This window comes from Nocardia sp. 852002-20019_SCH5090214, from assembly GCF_001665865.1.
Taxonomy (GTDB): Bacteria; Actinomycetota; Actinomycetes; order Mycobacteriales; family Mycobacteriaceae; genus Nocardia; species Nocardia nova.
In genome coordinates, this window is record NZ_LZMK01000268.1 from 58777 (window position 1) to 75412 (window position 16636).

At 67.3% G+C, this 16636-nt stretch carries 15 protein-coding genes; 8 read left to right on the forward strand and 7 right to left on the reverse strand.

Going from position 1 to position 16636, the window contains the following annotated elements:
* Window positions 1-67: 67 nt before the first annotated feature.
* The 3 genes from A5780_RS20575 to A5780_RS20585 form a co-directional block, all read right to left on the reverse strand.
* On the reverse strand, window positions 68-1111 hold the full coding sequence (locus A5780_RS20575) for a phosphotransferase family protein (RefSeq protein WP_223273607.1): 1044 nt from the start codon (window positions 1109-1111) through the stop codon (window positions 68-70).
* A gap of 189 nt (window positions 1112-1300) precedes the next feature.
* Window positions 1301-1732, reverse strand: a complete 432-nt coding sequence (locus tag A5780_RS20580) for a Zn-ribbon domain-containing OB-fold protein (protein WP_063009561.1) — start codon at window positions 1730-1732, stop codon at window positions 1301-1303.
* Complete coding sequence (locus A5780_RS20585; RefSeq protein ID WP_064909301.1) at window positions 1729-2922, reverse strand: thiolase; 1194 nt, start codon at window positions 2920-2922, stop codon at window positions 1729-1731. Before A5780_RS20585 ends, A5780_RS20580 begins: the two co-directional genes overlap by 4 nt.
* A gap of 306 nt (window positions 2923-3228) precedes the next feature.
* Here A5780_RS20585 and A5780_RS20590 point away from each other — a divergent pair, with 306 nt between their 5' ends.
* From A5780_RS20590 to A5780_RS20595, 3 genes are all read left to right on the forward strand, one after another.
* On the forward strand, window positions 3229-5688 hold the full coding sequence (locus A5780_RS20590) for a CaiB/BaiF CoA-transferase family protein (RefSeq protein WP_064909302.1): 2460 nt from the start codon (window positions 3229-3231) through the stop codon (window positions 5686-5688).
* A 130-nt stretch (window positions 5689-5818) separates the two neighbouring features.
* Complete coding sequence (locus tag A5780_RS40105; RefSeq protein WP_156769583.1) at window positions 5819-5974, forward strand: hypothetical protein; 156 nt, start codon at window positions 5819-5821, stop codon at window positions 5972-5974.
* A 232-nt stretch (window positions 5975-6206) separates the two neighbouring features.
* Window positions 6207-7001: a FadR/GntR family transcriptional regulator gene (locus tag A5780_RS20595; protein ID WP_063009571.1), complete on the forward strand. Its 795-nt coding sequence runs from the start codon at window positions 6207-6209 to the stop codon at window positions 6999-7001.
* A 182-nt stretch (window positions 7002-7183) separates the two neighbouring features.
* On the opposite strand, the gene A5780_RS20600 is transcribed toward A5780_RS20595, so the two are convergent.
* On the reverse strand, window positions 7184-8461 hold the full coding sequence (locus A5780_RS20600) for a MaoC family dehydratase N-terminal domain-containing protein (RefSeq protein ID WP_064909316.1): 1278 nt from the start codon (window positions 8459-8461) through the stop codon (window positions 7184-7186).
* Between the two features lie 173 nt (window positions 8462-8634).
* Between A5780_RS20600 and A5780_RS20605 the strand changes: the two genes are divergently transcribed.
* Window positions 8635-9444 carry a FadR/GntR family transcriptional regulator gene (locus A5780_RS20605; RefSeq protein ID WP_064909303.1) on the forward strand — a complete coding sequence of 270 codons (810 nt, stop codon included), beginning with the start codon at window positions 8635-8637 and terminating at the stop codon, window positions 9442-9444.
* A 76-nt stretch (window positions 9445-9520) separates the two neighbouring features.
* On the opposite strand, the gene A5780_RS20610 is transcribed toward A5780_RS20605, so the two are convergent.
* Both A5780_RS20610 and A5780_RS20615 read right to left on the reverse strand, forming a co-directional pair.
* A complete protein-coding gene (locus A5780_RS20610; protein ID WP_064909304.1) occupies window positions 9521-11017 on the reverse strand; it encodes a class I adenylate-forming enzyme family protein in 1497 nt (498 codons plus the stop codon).
* A gap of 33 nt (window positions 11018-11050) precedes the next feature.
* Complete coding sequence (locus A5780_RS20615) at window positions 11051-11359, reverse strand: hypothetical protein (protein WP_064909305.1); 309 nt, start codon at window positions 11357-11359, stop codon at window positions 11051-11053.
* Between the two features lie 201 nt (window positions 11360-11560).
* Here A5780_RS20615 and A5780_RS20620 point away from each other — a divergent pair, with 201 nt between their 5' ends.
* The 3 genes from A5780_RS20620 to A5780_RS20630 all read left to right on the forward strand — a co-directional run bounded on the left by A5780_RS20620 (window position 11561) and on the right by A5780_RS20630 (window position 15506).
* Window positions 11561-12319: an SDR family NAD(P)-dependent oxidoreductase gene (locus A5780_RS20620; RefSeq protein ID WP_064909317.1), complete on the forward strand. Its 759-nt coding sequence runs from the start codon at window positions 11561-11563 to the stop codon at window positions 12317-12319.
* A 28-nt stretch (window positions 12320-12347) separates the two neighbouring features.
* Window positions 12348-14489 (forward strand): acyl-CoA dehydrogenase, encoded by a 2142-nt coding sequence (locus A5780_RS20625; protein ID WP_064909306.1) that lies wholly within the window; start codon window positions 12348-12350, stop codon window positions 14487-14489.
* A gap of 123 nt (window positions 14490-14612) precedes the next feature.
* Complete coding sequence (locus A5780_RS20630) at window positions 14613-15506, forward strand: acyl-CoA thioesterase II (protein WP_082976604.1); 894 nt, start codon at window positions 14613-14615, stop codon at window positions 15504-15506.
* 27 nt (window positions 15507-15533) lie between these two features.
* Here the strand turns inward: A5780_RS20630 and A5780_RS20635 are convergent, their stop codons facing one another.
* Window positions 15534-16319, reverse strand: coding sequence for an enoyl-CoA hydratase (locus A5780_RS20635; protein WP_064909307.1), 786 nt, complete (start codon window positions 16317-16319; stop codon window positions 15534-15536).
* Window positions 16320-16448: 129 nt separating this feature from the next.
* Between A5780_RS20635 and A5780_RS20640 the strand changes: the two genes are divergently transcribed.
* Window positions 16449-16636: enoyl-CoA hydratase-related protein (locus A5780_RS20640; RefSeq protein ID WP_369829539.1), on the forward strand; the 188-nt coding region annotated here is incomplete at its 3' end.

The window sequence follows — 16636 nt, forward strand, 5'->3', positions numbered from 1 at the left end:
GGATCCTTTGTGTCAGAGGGGAAGTGGCGTGCGTCGTGGTGGGCCGATGGCGGCCGGGCCGGTCGCGTCAGCGCCCGAGCAGAGCCATCGCCTCCTCGACCAGGCCCGGCAGTGCGGGCTCCATCCGCAGGAACGCCGCGGGCATGGCATCGGCTTTGCGGGCGCGCTTGATCAACAGCGCGGTGGCGGCGGCCTCCTTGTAGCGAGTCAGCGCGTCGAACCAGGCGAGGTCGGATACCGAGCGCCCCAGCGCCCCCTCGTACTCCCGGACCACCTCGGCGATGGTCGGCGTCCCGCACGGCTCGAGACTCGGGGCGGCAGGGTGGCGTGCCTCGTCGGTGAAGAAGGTCAGCCAGCTCAGGTCCACCCGCGGATCGCCGACCGACCAGATCTCCCAATCGATGATGGCGGTGACCCGGTCGTCCGCACACAGGGTATTGCCGAGCCGGTAGTCGCCGTGGTTGATCACGGGCTCGGCCTGCTCCGGCACGGACTCGTGCAAGGCCAGCGCGCAAGCTCGGTAGTTGCCCCGCAAATCCTCCGGCACCGTCTCGAAAGCGCGTGTCCACCGGTCGATTTCGGCATCGAGGGTAACGGCGGGCTCGTCCGCGAGGCCGACCTGCTCCGGCCGCACGCGATGCAGATGACCGAGCATGCGGGCGGCATCGAGGTATCTGGCTCTGATCCGGGGTTTCGCGGCGGCCTCCCGCACATCCTCGAGCAGCGGCTCCACGCACTCGCCGGCGATCAGATCCATGGCTACGAACGGCGGCGTCCGCGGCGGCAGGCCATCGTCGTCGAACAGCACAGAGGGCACCCGGACGCCGGGGGCCTGCGCCAACGCGGCCATCACCCGCCCCTGCCGCAGTACATCCCTGTTGCGCACCGGCATCAGGCCGGGCGGGGCGACCTTGAGCACCACCGAACCGGTCGATCCCGGCGCGGTCAGCTCCGCGACGAAAGTCAGGCTCGAGGTACCGCCGGTCAACGGCCGGACGGCCGATACCGTCGCGCCGGTGATGGCGCGGGCCGCCGCATCGGTGGCGCGGATCGCGAGCTCGTCGGCCAATGTCGCCTCGTCGAGCCGAGTGGCCGCATCGGACTGTCGCACTGAACTGTTCCCTTCGGAGCGGGATCACCGGCGGGTCCAGCCGGCACACAAAATCGAATTTGCATTCTCAGAATATGATTCTGCTTTTTAGCCGCTATGTCAAGCCCCGGAAACGTCGCAACGCGGGCCCGGAGAGCCGGACCCGCGTTGTGGCACAACATAATCGAAGGAATCAGAACACCGCCATGCTCACCCCTGGGCCGGGCGGAACACCGGCAACTGCCAGCCGTCCGCAATCGGCGAGAAGGTCACCTCCAGCTCCATACCGATCTGGACCTCACTCGGATCCACGTCGACGATATTGGTCACCAACCGGGCATCACCGGCCCCCTCGAGCGAGACCACCGCACCGACCAGGGTGATGTCGGGAATTCCGGGAAACCCGTGGATGACGGCGTAACTGTAGACGCTGCCGCGGCCCGAGAGTCGCTTCCAGTTCTTCTCGGTGGACTGACATTCCGGACAGAACGGGGTGGGCGGCATCCGGAAGTGGCCGCACGAACCACATTGCAGGGCAACGAGTTTGCCCTCCTTGGCGTACTGCCAGAACGGTTCGGTGTCGCTGTTGGTGGTGATATGGACCGCGTCGGCGGGCAATGTGGTAGCTCTGACGTCGCTCACGCCGCACTCCCCAGAATCAGGCCGGAGACCGGCAGGGACGCGGGACCGCCTGTGGCGAGCGCGAATTCGGCGTCTTTCACCTGGTTGATCGCAGTGCCGCGCATCTGCTCGACCGCCTCCTTGATGTGGGTCATCCCGATGATGTAGGCCTCCGACAACTGGCCGCCGTGGGTATTGACCGGTATCGAGCCACCCTTGTACCGGATGGCGCCGCTCTCGACGAACTCCCCACCCTCACCCTTACCGCAGAATCCGTAGTCCTCGAGCTGCATGAGCACCATCGGGGTGAAGTGGTCGTACAGCAGTGCGACGTCGATATCCTTGGCCGTCAAACCGGATTGTTCCCACAGCCGTTTGGCGATCGGCGCATTGCCCGAGGATGCGAAGTACTCGTCCGGCATGCCGTACCAGGCGAAGGCGCGACCCCATTCGCGGCGCCCGCCGTGCGCGACCGCGACGACCGGCACTGGCTTCTGCCGCAGATCCTTCGCTCGCTCGGCGCTGGTCGTGATCACCGCGACGGCGCCCTCGGTCTCGAGGCAGAAGTCGTAGAGGCACAACGGATCCGCGATCATCCGGCCGTTGAAGTACTCCTCCTTGGTGAGCGGCTTCTTCTGAATCGCCTTGGGCCGATTCAGGGCGTTCTCCCGCGTCGAGATCGCGATCTCGGCGAACGCGTCGCGCCGGGTCCCGTACAGGTGCATGTGGCGCCGCGCCAGCACCGACATCAGGTGGCCCGGACCGGACAGCCCGGAGGGCTGCAGGAAAGAGTTGATCGGATCCGCGGCGGCGGCTGCGAACACCGAGCCCAGCCGCTGCCTCTGCTGCTGCAGCGTCATCACCGTGACCACGGTGGTGGCGTCACCGGCCACGATCGCCGCGCGGGCCAGCCCGATGGAACCGGCCGCGCCGCCGCCGCCGGAGGTCAGCGAGGCGGTGAAGGTGACCTCCGGGATCCCGAGGGTTTCCATGAAATCGGCGGTGTCCATCTTGTCGCCGTAGCCGGTGCCCGCGCCCGAGTAGTAGGCGAACCCGTCGATCTCCTTGACCGAGATGCCCGCATCCTCACAGGCCGCCAGGATCGCCTTGCCCGCCAACTCCAGATTGGTCTGCGGCGCAGATCCGCCGCGTTTGTAGTACGGGGTCGCCCCCACCCCGACGATCGCGACATCTCTCAAACCGTTCGACACATCAACACTCCATTCTGGTTGCCGCCGGCCACCGAACCCGGGGCGCGGAACCGCTGGTGGGGCCTCGGCATCATCCACCGCCGAAGGCACGAGCTCACCTATATCACATAGTAATCTATCAATCTCGAGCTTGATAGAGAGCGGGACACAAACGCGGAGTTCCGCACTCGAGAAATTGAACCTTGTGAACTATGTTAGCTGGCGCTACCGTGAGATGTGGCTCACATGCGATCGGCGCAGTGTCCGGTCTCACATCCCCTCCCGCGCGGTCGATCGCACTCTCATCCATGATCCGGAGGATCGCCAGTGACTGTCGACTCGACCCGCCACGACACCCCCGCCGGCCCTCTCGACCACCTCACGGTGATCGACCTCTCGACCACCCTGCCCGGGGCACAGGCCACCATGTTCCTGGCCGACGCCGGCGCCGAAGTGATCTTCGTCGAACCCCCATCCGGGAGTCGGCTACGCGCGCTACCCGGCTGGCCCGCACTCGGACGCGGCAAGAAGAGCATCACCCTCGATCTGCACGACGACGCCGACGCCGCGACACTGCGCGGACTACTGCGCACCGCCGACGTACTCGTCACCACCATGCGTCCCGCGGCCGCCACCCGGCTCGGTGTCGACCCGGCCACCGTGGGCGCACTCAATCCGCGGCTGGTCAGCGCCGCCATCACCGGATGGGGTTCGACCGGGCCGTTCAAGGATCTCAAGGGCTACGAGGCCCTGGTGATGGCGAAGCTCGGCATCATGTACGGCAAACGCCAGACCACGACCCGGCCGGGCCCGTCGTTCGTACCGAGTCCGTTCGCCTCCTGGGGTGCGGCTCAGACTGCGATACACGGCATCCTGGCCGCACTACTCGAACGCGAGGACAGCGGGGCCGGACAGCATGTCGAGGCCGACCTGGTCCGCGGCATCGCCACGATGGACACCTGGCAGTGGTTCTCCGAGCTGGTGGTCAATCGGTGGCCCGACGCGTTCGTCCCGGTATCGGCCTTCGACGACGAGGGCAACCCCAATGGACATCTGATCTATCCGCTGCTGGTCACGCCCACCAAAGACGGCCATTTCATTCAGTTCGCGCAGACCGAGCCGCGCCTGTTCCTGGCACTGATGAAGGAACTCGACCTCACCTGGATGTTCACCGACCCGAAGTGGGCCGGTCTGCCGCAACTCGAGGACGTCGCGCTGCGCATCGAACTGTGGGAGATCATGCTGGAGCGGGCATCGGCGCGCACCCTCGCCGAGTGGCAGCAGGTCTTCGACACGAACCCGGACCTCAGCGCGGAGGTCTTCCGCACCCCGGCCGAAGCGCTGCATCACCCGCAGCTGGCGCACGACGGACGGGTCGTGACCATCACCGATCCCGATCTCGGCGAGGTGACCCAGCCCTCCACCCTCGTCCACGTGAACGGCGCCGCACTGGCACCGCCGCGGCTCGCGCCCCGCCTCGGCGCCGACACCGATGAAACGGTGCGCCGGGTGGCCAAATCCTCTTCCGTACCAACACCTTCCGGCGCTGCTCGCGCCGACCTCCCACTGGCGGGCATCACCATCCTCGAGCTCGGCTCCATGTTCGCGGGTCCCTATGCTGCCACCCTCCTGGCCGATCTGGGCGCCCGCGTGCTCAAAGTGGAGCCGTTGGGCGGTGACACCATTCGCGGTCTGGTCCCGTTCCCGGAGGCGGGCGGCGCGAAAGTGATGCAGGGCAAGGAATCCATCGCCCTCGATATGCACTCACCGGAGGGCCTGGCGATCGTGCACCGGCTCGCCCAGCAGGCCGACGTGGTGTTGCAGACCTACCGTGCGGGAGCCGCCGAGCGAGCCGGAGTCGACGCTGCGACCCTGACCGCGCTCAATCCCAGGCTCGTCTATCTGTGCGCACCGGGCTACGGGATCGACGGACCGTACGGCGGCAAGCCCGCCTACGCTCCGTCGATCGGCGCGGCAACCGGCCTCGGCCTGACCGACGTGCCAGATGTGGTCGCGCGAGCCGACAACCTCGACGAGGTCAAGGCCGCGGTGATCCGGCTCTATGCCGCGGCCGCCAACCTCTCGGTGCAGGCGGACGGGGTCGCGGCACTCGGCGCGGCATCGGCGATGCTGCTCGGATTGCTCGCCCGCCGCCTGGGCCGGCCACTGGGCACCTTGACCACCACCATGATCGCCACCGGAACACACGCGCTGGTGGACCGCAACGTCGACTACCCGGGTCGCGGCGAAACATTGCGCCCCGACCCCGACATGTACGGCTACAGCGCCCTCTACCGCCTCTACCGGGCCGCGGACGGCTGGATCTTCCTGGCCGCGCCGCTCGAACACGAATGGGCGGACCTCATCGCCGCGATGGAGCCGCACCTACGACTGGCCGAGGACCCCCGCTTCGCCACCGCGATCGCCCGCATCGACAACGACGACGCGCTCGCCGAGGCGCTGGCGCGAGTGTTCGCGACACGTGCGAAAGCGTTGTGGGAGAAGGAACTCGGCGCCGCAGACGTCGGTTGCGTGGCGGTCGCCGAGCAGGTCGCGGAGAAGACACTGCAGGAGGACGAATTCTTCGAGGCCGGCTACGGCGTGCTGGCCGTGCACCCGACCTTCGATGTCCACCGCCGCCTCAGCCCCGCCACCACGTTCTCGCGGTCCCGCACCAAAGCCGACGGCGGCTGCCTGACGGGCGAGCACACCGACACGCTGCTCACCGAGATCGGTTACGACACAGCGAAAATCGCCGACCTGCGCGCCCGCGGGATCGTTGCCTGACCCCCTCATCTGCCCGCTCGCACCCGCGGCGAGCAGTACGGGGCGCTGCATGCCAAAGGACTTATCGCGCAGCAGGTTACACCCGAGGATTCGGCACAGTAGCCGGGCCCGACCGAGCAGAAGGCAGACAATGAGACTCACCACCCGAAGCGCCGTAACCACCCTGCTCGCCGCCGCGGTGGCCATTCCGGTCGGCATCGCGGCCGGGACACAGAAGTTCAATCAGCTCCAGGCCCAGCGGGCACAGGCCGCGGCGACCCCGCCGGGCCATCGAACCGGCAGCTGAAGCACCCGCGATGTTCCGGCACGGTCCGACGCCGGGCAGCCGGAACATCGCCATAACACAGTCCGGTGCGCTGTGCTGCGAAACCTATTAAACCTAGTACGATAGATTCTTACGATCAGGAAACTCCCTCGTTCCTGTCACGGCAGCCGCCCGCCGGGCAACCGGTCAGCGACACGAGGTTCGTACCAGATGGTTAACTTGGTTAACGAATACGATCTACGGGAGGAATTACGTGGCTGACAGGGCCTCAGCACCGATCTTCGATTCGCGCAGTACGGCGGCACGCCCGATCCGGACGCCGAAGACAGCCCAGCTCGTCGCACGCAACCTCCGGCGCATGATCATCGACGGCGAACTGAAGGACGGCGACCATCTCCCGCACGAGGCCGAGTTGATGGAACACTATTCCGTCAGCCGCCCGACGCTGCGCGAGGCGGTCCGTGTCCTGGAATCCGAGCGCCTGGTCGAGGTGCGGCGCGGATCCCGCTCCGGCGCACGCGTGTGCGTTCCCGGGCCCGAGATCGTGGCGCGACCGGCGTCACTGCTGCTCGAACTGTCCGGCGCGACGGTCGCCGACGTATTCGTCGCTCGCGAGGCCATCGAACCCGACGCAGCCCGGATTCTCGCGACCGACGGCACCGAGGAAGATTTCGACGAACTCGAGCGCATCGTCGACGAAGAAATCCCCGCGGCCTTCGCCTCCGACAACCTGGCCGCCGGCACGTCCGCCTTCCACCTGAGGATCGTGCAGTTGTCCGGCAACGCGACGCTGGCCATCATCGCCGGCATGCTGCACGAGATCACCGAGCGCCACACCGGCGCGGTACTGCTCGAGACCCGCGCGGACAAGGAACGCTATGAAGCCTCCTACAAGCTCGAGATCCGATCCTGCCGGCGGCTGATCAAACTGCTGCGCGCCCGCGACGCGGACGGAGCCTTCGCGCACTGGCAGAAACACATGGTCAACGCTCGCATGTCGCTGCTCGAGGGCCGCGAAAACGTCCAGGTGCGCGACATTCTCGACTGACGCGTGCGGGTATCTTCGCCGTGAAGTCCGAAACTGTTGCGCTGCAACGATGTTCGGCCCGGCGTGGATGTGGGCGATCCTTCTCCGCACATGGAACGAACTCGCCGGGGTGGACGGGACACACCCCGGCGAGTTCGTTCGGGATCCGGTCGGTGACGAACCGGATTCGGGTAGTGAAGTTTTCAGTCGGAGCTACGCGCCGCGGCGCGTAGCTCGCCGTGCCGGGCGAGCATCTGTGCGGCGACCACCTCGAGTTGCTTCGGCGGCGTCGGCAGGGCGACCAGGCCGCCCTCTCGGCTCGGCAGCGCGATGGTGGCGGTCGCCGGGCAGGTGACCTCGCCACGCTGGCTGGTGCCGCGGAACTCCACATCGACCAGATAGCGGCCGCCGTCGACCCGCTTGCCGACGACCTCACCGGTGATGGTGTGAGTGTCGCCCTGGTAGTTGAACTTTCGCATCTGGCTCGACATGCTCACCAGCCACGCGTCGTCGCCCATCCAGTCGGTGAGATAGTGCGAGAGCCAGCAGTCGCGCATCATGCCGTAGTCGTAGGCGGCGGGCAGGCCGATGGACCGGGCATAGTCACTGTCCCAGTGAATGCGCTGCGCGACATCGGGAATGCCCTGTTCGTTCGGGATGTAGAACGGTGCGATGCGCTGCCGGTTCAGGTAGGTCAGGCGGGCTGTCGAGGGCGTGTAGGGCGCGAACCCGTAACCGCCGGAATGGAACACGACCATATCGGTGGTGGTGAGCGGTCCCTTGGCCATGGTGCCGAGGGATTCACCGACCGAAACATCCTCGTAGTACCGGGTATTCGCGCCCCGGCGCTGTTCGGCCGCGTAGATCTCGTCGATCTTCGCGATGTCCTCGGGCGTGTAGGAGGCCGGTTCGATCCCCTGATACTTGTTGCGCTTCTTCGACTCGTGGCGCTCGGTGTGGATGGTGATGACCTTCTGCACCTGCACGATCTCGGCGCGCTGGTTCATCTGCACATGCGAGCGGGTGACGATCAGCGACCGGCCGGCGAACTCGGACTCCTTGAGCTCCACGTCGCTGAACCCCTGGAACGAGTACAGGGTGTCACCGTCGTATACCGGGCGGTACCAGTCTGTGGTCGTTCCCGAGACGAAGACGTGGATGCCGCGGAACGACGGACGGCGCTGCTCTTTCGGTATCGGATCCGCGCGCAGCTCCCGGGTTAGGGCGATGTTGATCATCGGCGGCGCGATCTGGCCGCCCCATCGGGTGCCGGGGCCGTACTCCTCGTCGACGAACAGCGGATTGTCGTCTCCGTAGCTGCGCGCGAAATTGCGCATGACATCGGGCGTGGCGCGGGTGAACTGCTCGCGCTGGGTCACCGCATGGTAGATGCCGACCAGGTCGTGTGCGCGTTGAATGTCCTCGTCGCGGAAGGTGTACACCTTCGGTGCGTCCTTCTGCTTTTCTTCCGCCGTCGTCATCCGTACTACCTCCATGGTCGTGAGCTGATGCGGGCCCGCACTGCGATTCGGCGGCCGAGCCCCGTACTCGAGGGGCGCATTCTCACCTTACATAGAAAGTAAACTAAGTGAAAGAGGTTGACGGCAACCGTCAAAGCAGATCGTTATCTAAGTTAGCGATGTAGACTGCGGCGGTGAGCACTATCGACGCCAACTCGTCCCAGGAGTTCGCTCCGGGGCTTTCGGTGCGGGCACCGAAGACGGCGGAACTTGTGGCCATGCGACTGCGAAGCAGCATCGTGCACGGCGAACTCCTCGCCGGGGACGTGCTTCCCACCGAGGCACGGTTGATGGAGGAGTTCGGCGTGTCCCGCCCGACACTGCGCGAAGCCATCCGCATCCTCGAAGCCGAGTCGCTCATCAGCAGCAGACGTGGTACTCGCGGCGGCGCGCAGGTCACCGGGCCCGACATAGGGGTCGCCGCGCGCTATGTCGGATTGATTCTGCAGCTGCAGGGCACCACCCTCGCCGATGTGTACGAGGCCAGGATGATCTCCGAACCCGCGTGCGCCGGTCTGCTGGCCGAGCGCCACAGCGAGCAGGACCTGCGCGATCTGCGGGCCTGCGTCGAGGCGTTGTCCCGGCTCGGCGACCGCGGCCTGGACTCACCCGCGGCCATGTCCGAATGGTCGGAGCTCACCTCGCGATTTCATCGGTTGATCACCGAGCGCGCCGGCAACAGGACCCTCGCGGTGCAGGCCGGTGTCGTTCGCGACATCATCGACACCCACCACGCGCATGCGTTCGCGAAGGGGACGCGAACCGCCGCGCCCGGCAAGGACTTTCAGCTCAATCTGCGTTCGCTGGAGAAGCTCGTAGCTCTGATCGCGGCGGGCGACCGCGAGGGCGCCGAGCGCCACTGGACCGAGCACATGCGCGCGGCGGGCGAGGGACTTTTCCGGGACGGTTCCGGCGAGACCACCATCGTCGACCTGTTCGCCTGAGACCGCACGGCACGAACCGAAAGGCTGGGCCCCCTACCGGATTCGGAAGGGGGCCAGTCTCCGTTCGGGGCGCCGATCAGACCGCGACGTCGTCGGCGACGATCCGATCCAGCACGTGCCGGCGGACCAGTTTCCCGGTCTCGGTGCGGGGCAGCTCGTCCCAGTAGACGATCCGCTCCGGCGTTTTGCTGCCGCGCAGGACATTTCGCACGTGAGCACGCAGCTCCTCGGGATCCAGGACCATGCCCGGGCGCACCACGACGGCCGCCTCGATGCGCTGACCCCATTCCTCGTCCGGCACACCGACGACCGCAGTGTCGAGTACCGCCGGATGCCGCAGGATGACGTCCTCGATCTCCGCCGGCGCGATATTCTCGGCGCCGCGAATGATCGTGTCGTCCATCCGCCCGCCGATGTAGAGGTAGCCGTCCTCGTCGACGAATCCCTGGTCGCGGGTGTTGAAGAAGCCCCGGTCGTCGACCGCGCGTCCGATGCCCGCGTACTCGGCGGAGATCTGCTCACCGCGCACACAGATGGTGCCGGTAACGCCGGGGCCCACAGCCGCGTCGTTCGCGTCGCGGATCTCGAGATCGACGCCCGGCACCACCCGCCCGACCGACCCCAGCCGTGCCCGCACGGCCGGCTCGGAGCTGGCGAGCGCGGCCCGGTGGTCCTCCGGGCCGAGCACCGCGACGGTGGAACTGGTCTCGGTGAGTCCGTAGGCGTTGACGAATCCGACCTCCGGCCACATCCACAGCGCCTTCTCGATGACGGAGGTGGGCATCGGTGCCCCGCCGTAGGCGAGGCTGCGCAGCGAGGGCAGCGCCTTGTCCCCGTCTGCGTCGACGATGCGGGCGAGCATCGTCGGGACGACCAGCGCGTTGGAGATGTCCTCCTCGCGCGCGAGCTGCAGCCACTGGGCAGGGGTGAACCGTTCCAGCACCAGGGTGCGCCGGCCCGAGTACAGGCTGGTGATCGCATTCGCCACAGCCGCGATGTGATACGGCGGCACACTGATCAGCGCGGCATCGGTCGGCTCGGCCGAAGCGAATTCGACCGACCCGAATACATAAGAGGTCAGATTCTCGTGCCGCAACAACACCCCTTTTGGCGCCGAGGTGGTGCCACTGGTGTAGATGACGACGGCCGGGGCCTCGGTCTCCTCGGCATCCGGCACGGCAGCGACCGGCTCGGACGCCCTGGCCAGCCACTGCGCCGGGGTGAGAACGGTCAGCCCGGCCCGCTCCAGGATCGGAACCTGCGCTTCGTCGGCGATCCCGATCGCGCGCGGATGATTCGCCAGCAGGGATTCGAGCTGCTCGGCTCCGAGCCGGTAGTTCACCGGCACCAGCGGAACCCCAGCCCGCGCCGCGGCGAACATGGCGACCGGGAACGCGGGACCGTTCACTGCGAGGTAGACCACTGAATCCGCGCCGGATTCGCGAATGGCGGCCGCGCCCGCCGCGGACATCTCACCGAGCCGCGCGGCGGTGATGCCGCCCTCGCGACGACCGATCACCACACGGTCGGAGAAACCGTCGATCGCCATGTCCAGCAGCATCGTCAAATTCATTCGAAACTCCAAAGATCGTGATCGAGCCGGCGGTCAGTCCGACGACGGCAGCGGCTTGGCCTGCTTGACCTCGAGCGGGCGGCCCGCGACCGCCAGCGACCCGTCGCCGGCCTTGGTGCACAGCACCTCGAGCCCGGCCTCGTCATCGACGTACCGCTTGCCCAGCAGTGTGCCACCGCGGTGCGCGTCATCGATGCCGCTGCCGTCGCCGAGACCCGCCTTGCCCACCACCATGTCCGCGCCACCACAGGTGAGCGCGACATCGCCCGTGGGCGCGCGCACGACGATGAGCGCGGTCGAGTCGGTGGTGCTCGCCAACGACTGGCCTACCTTCAGAATCACGGTGCCTCCATCTGTGCCTAGTGCGGACCGGGGTGCATAGCCGGTGGATAGTCCCAATGCTGGACCCATCCGTGGCCCCTGTCACATAGTTAAGATAGTACTATAAGTTATCGAAGCAAGACCCCATCCACACCTTTCGTGGAACCCACCCGCCGAACACCCGGACTCGAGGCTCGGCGGATCAGCGGACAGGAAGCGCATATGGAGATCAACGGTAAGAACGCGGTCGTCGTCGGCGGCGCCTCCGGTATGGGCAAGGCCAGCGCGCAGGCCCTCGCGGCCGCCGGCGCGAAGGTGGCCATCCTCGACCGGGAATCGAGTGACGGCAAGGCCATCGCCCAGGACATCGGCGGCATCTTCGAGCCCATCGACATCACCGATTTCGACGGAGCCGAAGCGGCCCTCGCGGCCGCCGTCGCCGAACTGGGCGGCCTGCACATCGCGGTCAACACCGCTGGCGGCGGCACCGCCAAGAAGACCCTCGGCCGCAGCGGTCCGCACGATCTCGAAACCTTCCGCCAGGTCGTCGATCTGAATCTGATCGCCACGTTCAACCTGAACCGGCTCCAGGCGTTCCACATGAGCAAGAACGAGCCCGAGGATTCCGAGCGCGGGGTCATCGTCAACACCTCGTCGATCGCGGCGTTCGAGGGGCAGATCGGCCAGGTCGCCTACACCGCATCCAAGGCCGGCATCGCCGGAATGGCCCTGGTCATGGCGCGTGACCTCGGCCCCCAGGGCATCCGGGTACTGGCCATCGCGCCGAGCCTGTTCGCCACCGGCGCCACCGCCGCGTTCACCGACGAGCAGGTCGCGCCGCTGGTGGCCGATGCCGCGTTCCCGAAGCGCATGGGGCGGCCGGAGGAGTACGCGAAACTCGCGCTCGCCATCGTCGACAACCAGATGCTGAACGGTCAATGCTTGCGCTTGGACGCCGGCCAGCGGTTCGCACCGCGCTGACCCGTCCACAACCAGCCAGGAGATTTCCATGCCGTTGGCATTGACCGACGACCACCTCGCCATCGCCGAGGCGGTCCGGTCCTTTCTGACCGAACAGCAGGCACACGCACTCGCGCGCCGATTCCTCGACGATCCCGAGACCGACGCCACCGAACTGTGGAAGCAGTTGGCCGGCCTCGGGTGGCTCGGGCTGCATCTGCCGACCGAATTCGGCGGCGACGCCTACGGCCTGCCCGAATTGGCGATCGTCGCCGAGGAACTCGGCGCCGTGGTGGCGCCGGTGCCGTTCGTCCCGACGGTCGTCGTCTCGTCGCTGCTCGCCGAATCCGGCACCGAGGCCGCGAAGAAGGCGTTGTTGCCGGGGTTCGCGGACGGTTCCGAGGTGGCGGGGCTCGGCCTGCGCGGCGACGTGAGCGCCGACGGTTCCGGGGCGTTGAGCGGCGGCGCCGGTCACGTGATCGGCGCGGGTGCGGCGACGCTGCTCGCGGTGCGCGTCGGAGGCGACATCGCACTGATTCGGTCGGATGCCGAAGGTGTCGACGCACAGCTCGTCGACGCGCTCGATTCCAGCCTGCAGATCCGCCGTGTCGCCTTGCGTGGCGTCACCCCGGAGGCAGTCCTGTCCGGCACGGCGGCGACTGCCGCCCGGACCGCCCGCATTCTCGGTGCCGCCGAAGCGGCCGGCGGGGCGCGGGCCACACTCGAGCAGGCGCTGGCCTATGCGAAGGTGCGCGAGCAGTTCGGCCGTGCTATCGGCTCTTTCCAGGCGATCAAACATCACCTCGCCGATATGCTCGCCGGTTCCGAACTCGCGGTGGCCACGGCCTGGGATGCCGCACGGGCCGGCGCGCACGGCGAGCAGGGCGTGCTGACCGCGAATGTCGCGGGTGCGATCGCCTATGACGAATACGTGCGCAACGCGGAGAAGGGCCTGCAGATCCACGGCGGAATCGGCTTCACCTGGGAGCACGACTGCCACCGGTATCTGCGTCGCGCCCAGAGTATTCGAGCGCTGTTCGGTGCGGTGGACGTCGCCTTGGACGCCGTCTATGCCGATGCCGTAGCGGGAGTGCGGCGCGAGTACGCCGTCGATCTGCCGCCGGAGGCCGACGAGTTCCGCAGCGCGGCAGCCGCGTTCGTCACCGGACTGAACGCCGCGCCGGAGTCCGAGCGACGCCGGATGCTGGTCGACTCCGGTTATCTGATGCCGCACTGGCGCAAGCCTTTCGGCCGTGAGGCCGGCCCGATCGAACAGCTCGTCATCGACGAGGAGTTCGCGGAGGTGGACATGCCGAATCTGGGCATCGGCGCCTGGGTGACGCTGACCCTGAGTCAGCACGGCACGCCCGAGCAGATCGAGCGGTGGATCCGGGCTAGCTTGCTCGGCGAATTGGTGTGGTGCCAGTTGTTCTCCGAACCCGGTGCGGGTTCGGACGCCGCCGCGGTGAGCACCCGGGGCGTGCGGGTCGACGGCGGCTGGCGGGTCACCGGGCAGAAGGTGTGGACCTCGAACGCGCAGAACTGCAATCGCGGTCTGGCCACTATCCGGACCGACCGGAACGCACCCAAGCACAAGGGAATCACGGCCGTGGTGATCGACCTCGGGGCGCCCGGTGTGCAGGTCCGCCCGCTGCGGGAGATCACCGGGGACGCGGTGTTCAACGAGGTGTTCTTCGACGATGTCTTCGTGCCCGACTCCGACGTCGTCGGCGAGGTGAACAACGGCTGGACCGTGGCACGGGCGACCCTCGGCAACGAGCGCGTCTCCATCGGCGGCATGTCGCACGGCCGGACCCCCTTCGATCTGATCGACCTGGTCCACATCGCCGGCGACGAGCTCGCCGCCGAGCGCGAGGTGGCGGGCCTGCTCGCCATGGAGCAGGCCTTGCAGGTGCTGAATCTGCGGCATGTCGCCCGTGCCGTCACGGGCGCGGCACCGGGTCCGGAGGGCAGCGTGACCAAGATGCTGTCGGCCGAGCATTTACAGCACACCGCCGAGGCGGGCATGCGGCTCGCGGGTGAGGCCGCGGTGGTCGGGCAGCTTCCCGAGGTGAGTCGCGACTACCTGTTCGGGCGGGCGCACACCATCGCGGGTGGTACCTCCGAGATCAATCGCAACGTGATCGCCGAGCGGCTGCTGGGACTGCCCCGGGAACAGAGCGCCCGCTGATCCCTGCTGCGATAAACCAGGGCCCCCGCGTCATTCGATGCGGGGGCCTCGGTCGCGAATGCCGGCCTCTGTCGCGGGCGCCGCCGATTCACAACAAGTATTACCTAGTTATATACTTAACAGATGTCCACCACTTTGGAGATCGGTGTAGTCGACCCCACCGACGGCCGGCGCCCACCACTCGGGCGCATCCTCGAACTCGAGGAAGTCGACACCGACCTCTACCTCGGCCGCTCCTACAATGACGCCGCTCTGCGCATCTACGGCGGCCAGGCCGTCGCACAGGCTCTCATCGCCGCGGGCCGGACGGTGCAGGCGCAGCGCCGCACCCATTCACTGCACGGCCATTTCATCCACCCCGGCAATCCGCAGGCACCGGTGCTCTACCACGTCGAAAGAGTCCGCGACGGTGGAAGTTTCACGACTCGATCGGTGCGAGCCACCCAGGGCGGGACGACCATTTTTGTGCTGACCGCCTCTTTCCAGCGACCCGAACAGGGGTTCTCACACCAGGCTCTGGAGACCACCGCACCGGCGCCCGAAAAGCTGCCGGCGTTCGAGGACTCGATCGACCCTGCCGAGGCCACCTGGTTGCCACAGTTGCGAGCGAACGTCGCGGTCGACTTCCGATTCCCGGAGGAGTATCCGCGAATCGCCAACGCGCGGGGCGAATCCCGGCCGCCACGCCAGCGCGCCTGGGTCCGCACCGGCGCGCGACTCGCCGACGACCCGCTGATCCAGGCGGCGGGCTTCGCCTACACCTCGGATCTGTTCCTGCTGTCGTCGGCCCTCCCGCCGCATGCCGTCACCATCGACGAGCCCGGCATGCAACTCGCCAGCCTCGACCATTCCGTCTGGTTCCATCAGGACTTCCGCGCCGACGAATGGCACCTCTACGAGCAGGAAGGAATCTGGACCGGAGGTGCCCGCGGACTCGCCCGCGGCCACCTCTACGACCGCGACGGCGTCCTGGTGGCCAGCACGATGCAAGAAGGACTGCTGCGACTGCGAAAATAGCCCGCGGGCAGCAGATACCCGAGATTCTCAGCCGCGCTGCGCGTTCCGATTCTGCGCACGCCCCCGGTCGATCACGGCATCGCGGCGTTCGGCCACCGCGGACGGATCGAACTTCGCCACCCAGGCCCGCGATGTCGCATCCTCGACGGCCAGCGCGGGATCGAGGAGATGGGCTTCAGCGCGCCGGTACGACTCGAGCAGGGTCCGGACGCCGTTCTGGTCGTTTCCGATCACCGAGACCGCCACTTCCATTGCGGTCGGCAGCAACTGGTCGTGCGCGACCACCTCGGTCACCAGGCCAACGCGCAGTGCCGTGGCGGCATCGACGAAGTCGCCCGACAGGCTCATCCGGCGAGCGAAGCCGCGCCCGACCGCGGCGGGCAGCCGGGAGGTCAGACCCCAGCCGGGCAACACTCCGACACGGGCGTGCGTGTCGGCGAACCGGGCGCGCTCGGAGGCGATGAGGAAGTCGCAAGCCAGCGCCAACTCCAGACCGCCGGTGATGGCCGCCCCGTTGATCGCCCCGATCACCGGCTTCGACAGCGGACGCCAGGGATGACCGACGGGAATGTCCGCCGCAGCGATCCGGGCGGCGTTGTCCCCGGTCGCGCCGAGCTCACGCAGATCCAGGCCCGCGCAGAACGCCGGATCGGCGCCGGTCAGGATGACCACGTCCACGCGATCGTCGCCGTCCGCCGCGGCGAGTTCGCGTCGCAATGCCTCGATCAGATGACTGGTCAATGCGTTTCGCCGTTCGGGCCAGCGCAGCGTGACGATGGCGGCGTGTGCGGACCTGTCGATCGTTACGCCCATTGATTCTCCTCGCCGGAGCGTGCGTGCCACGGGAGGCATGGCCGCTCCTCAGGTAGATAGATAACCTAGATTAACAAGTCGCGTAGAATGGTGGCGGGAATCCGGCCGCGAACTCGATGAGGAGTGCACATGACCCGCGCCGAAGTGTCGAAGGGGCTGATGCTGCTCACCGAACAGCGTGGCGGGGTTCGCATCCTCACGCTGCATCGCCCGGCCGCGCGAAACGCATTGACCAGTCATCTGATCGAGGCATTGCGACGCGAACTCGCCGCGGCGGACGGCGACGATCGCGTGGACGTGGTCATCCTGACCGACAG

Excerpts from the sequence above, each read along its gene's own strand:
- A5780_RS20620 (WP_064909317.1), top strand. The coding sequence starts at position 11,561 with ATGGAGATCAACGGTAAGAACGCGGTCGTCGTCGGCGGCGCCTCCGGT.
- A5780_RS20625 (WP_064909306.1), top strand. The coding sequence starts at position 12,348 with ATGCCGTTGGCATTGACCGACGACCACCTCGCCATCGCCGAGGCGGTC.
- A5780_RS20610 (WP_064909304.1), bottom strand. The coding sequence starts at position 11,017 with ATGAATTTGACGATGCTGCTGGACATGGCGATCGACGGTTTCTCCGAC.
- A5780_RS20600 (WP_064909316.1), bottom strand. The coding sequence starts at position 8,461 with ATGACGACGGCGGAAGAAAAGCAGAAGGACGCACCGAAGGTGTACACC.
- A5780_RS20630 (WP_082976604.1), top strand. The coding sequence starts at position 14,613 with ATGTCCACCACTTTGGAGATCGGTGTAGTCGACCCCACCGACGGCCGG.
- A5780_RS40105 (WP_156769583.1), top strand. The coding sequence starts at position 5,819 with ATGAGACTCACCACCCGAAGCGCCGTAACCACCCTGCTCGCCGCCGCG.
- A5780_RS20635 (WP_064909307.1), bottom strand. The coding sequence starts at position 16,319 with ATGGGCGTAACGATCGACAGGTCCGCACACGCCGCCATCGTCACGCTG.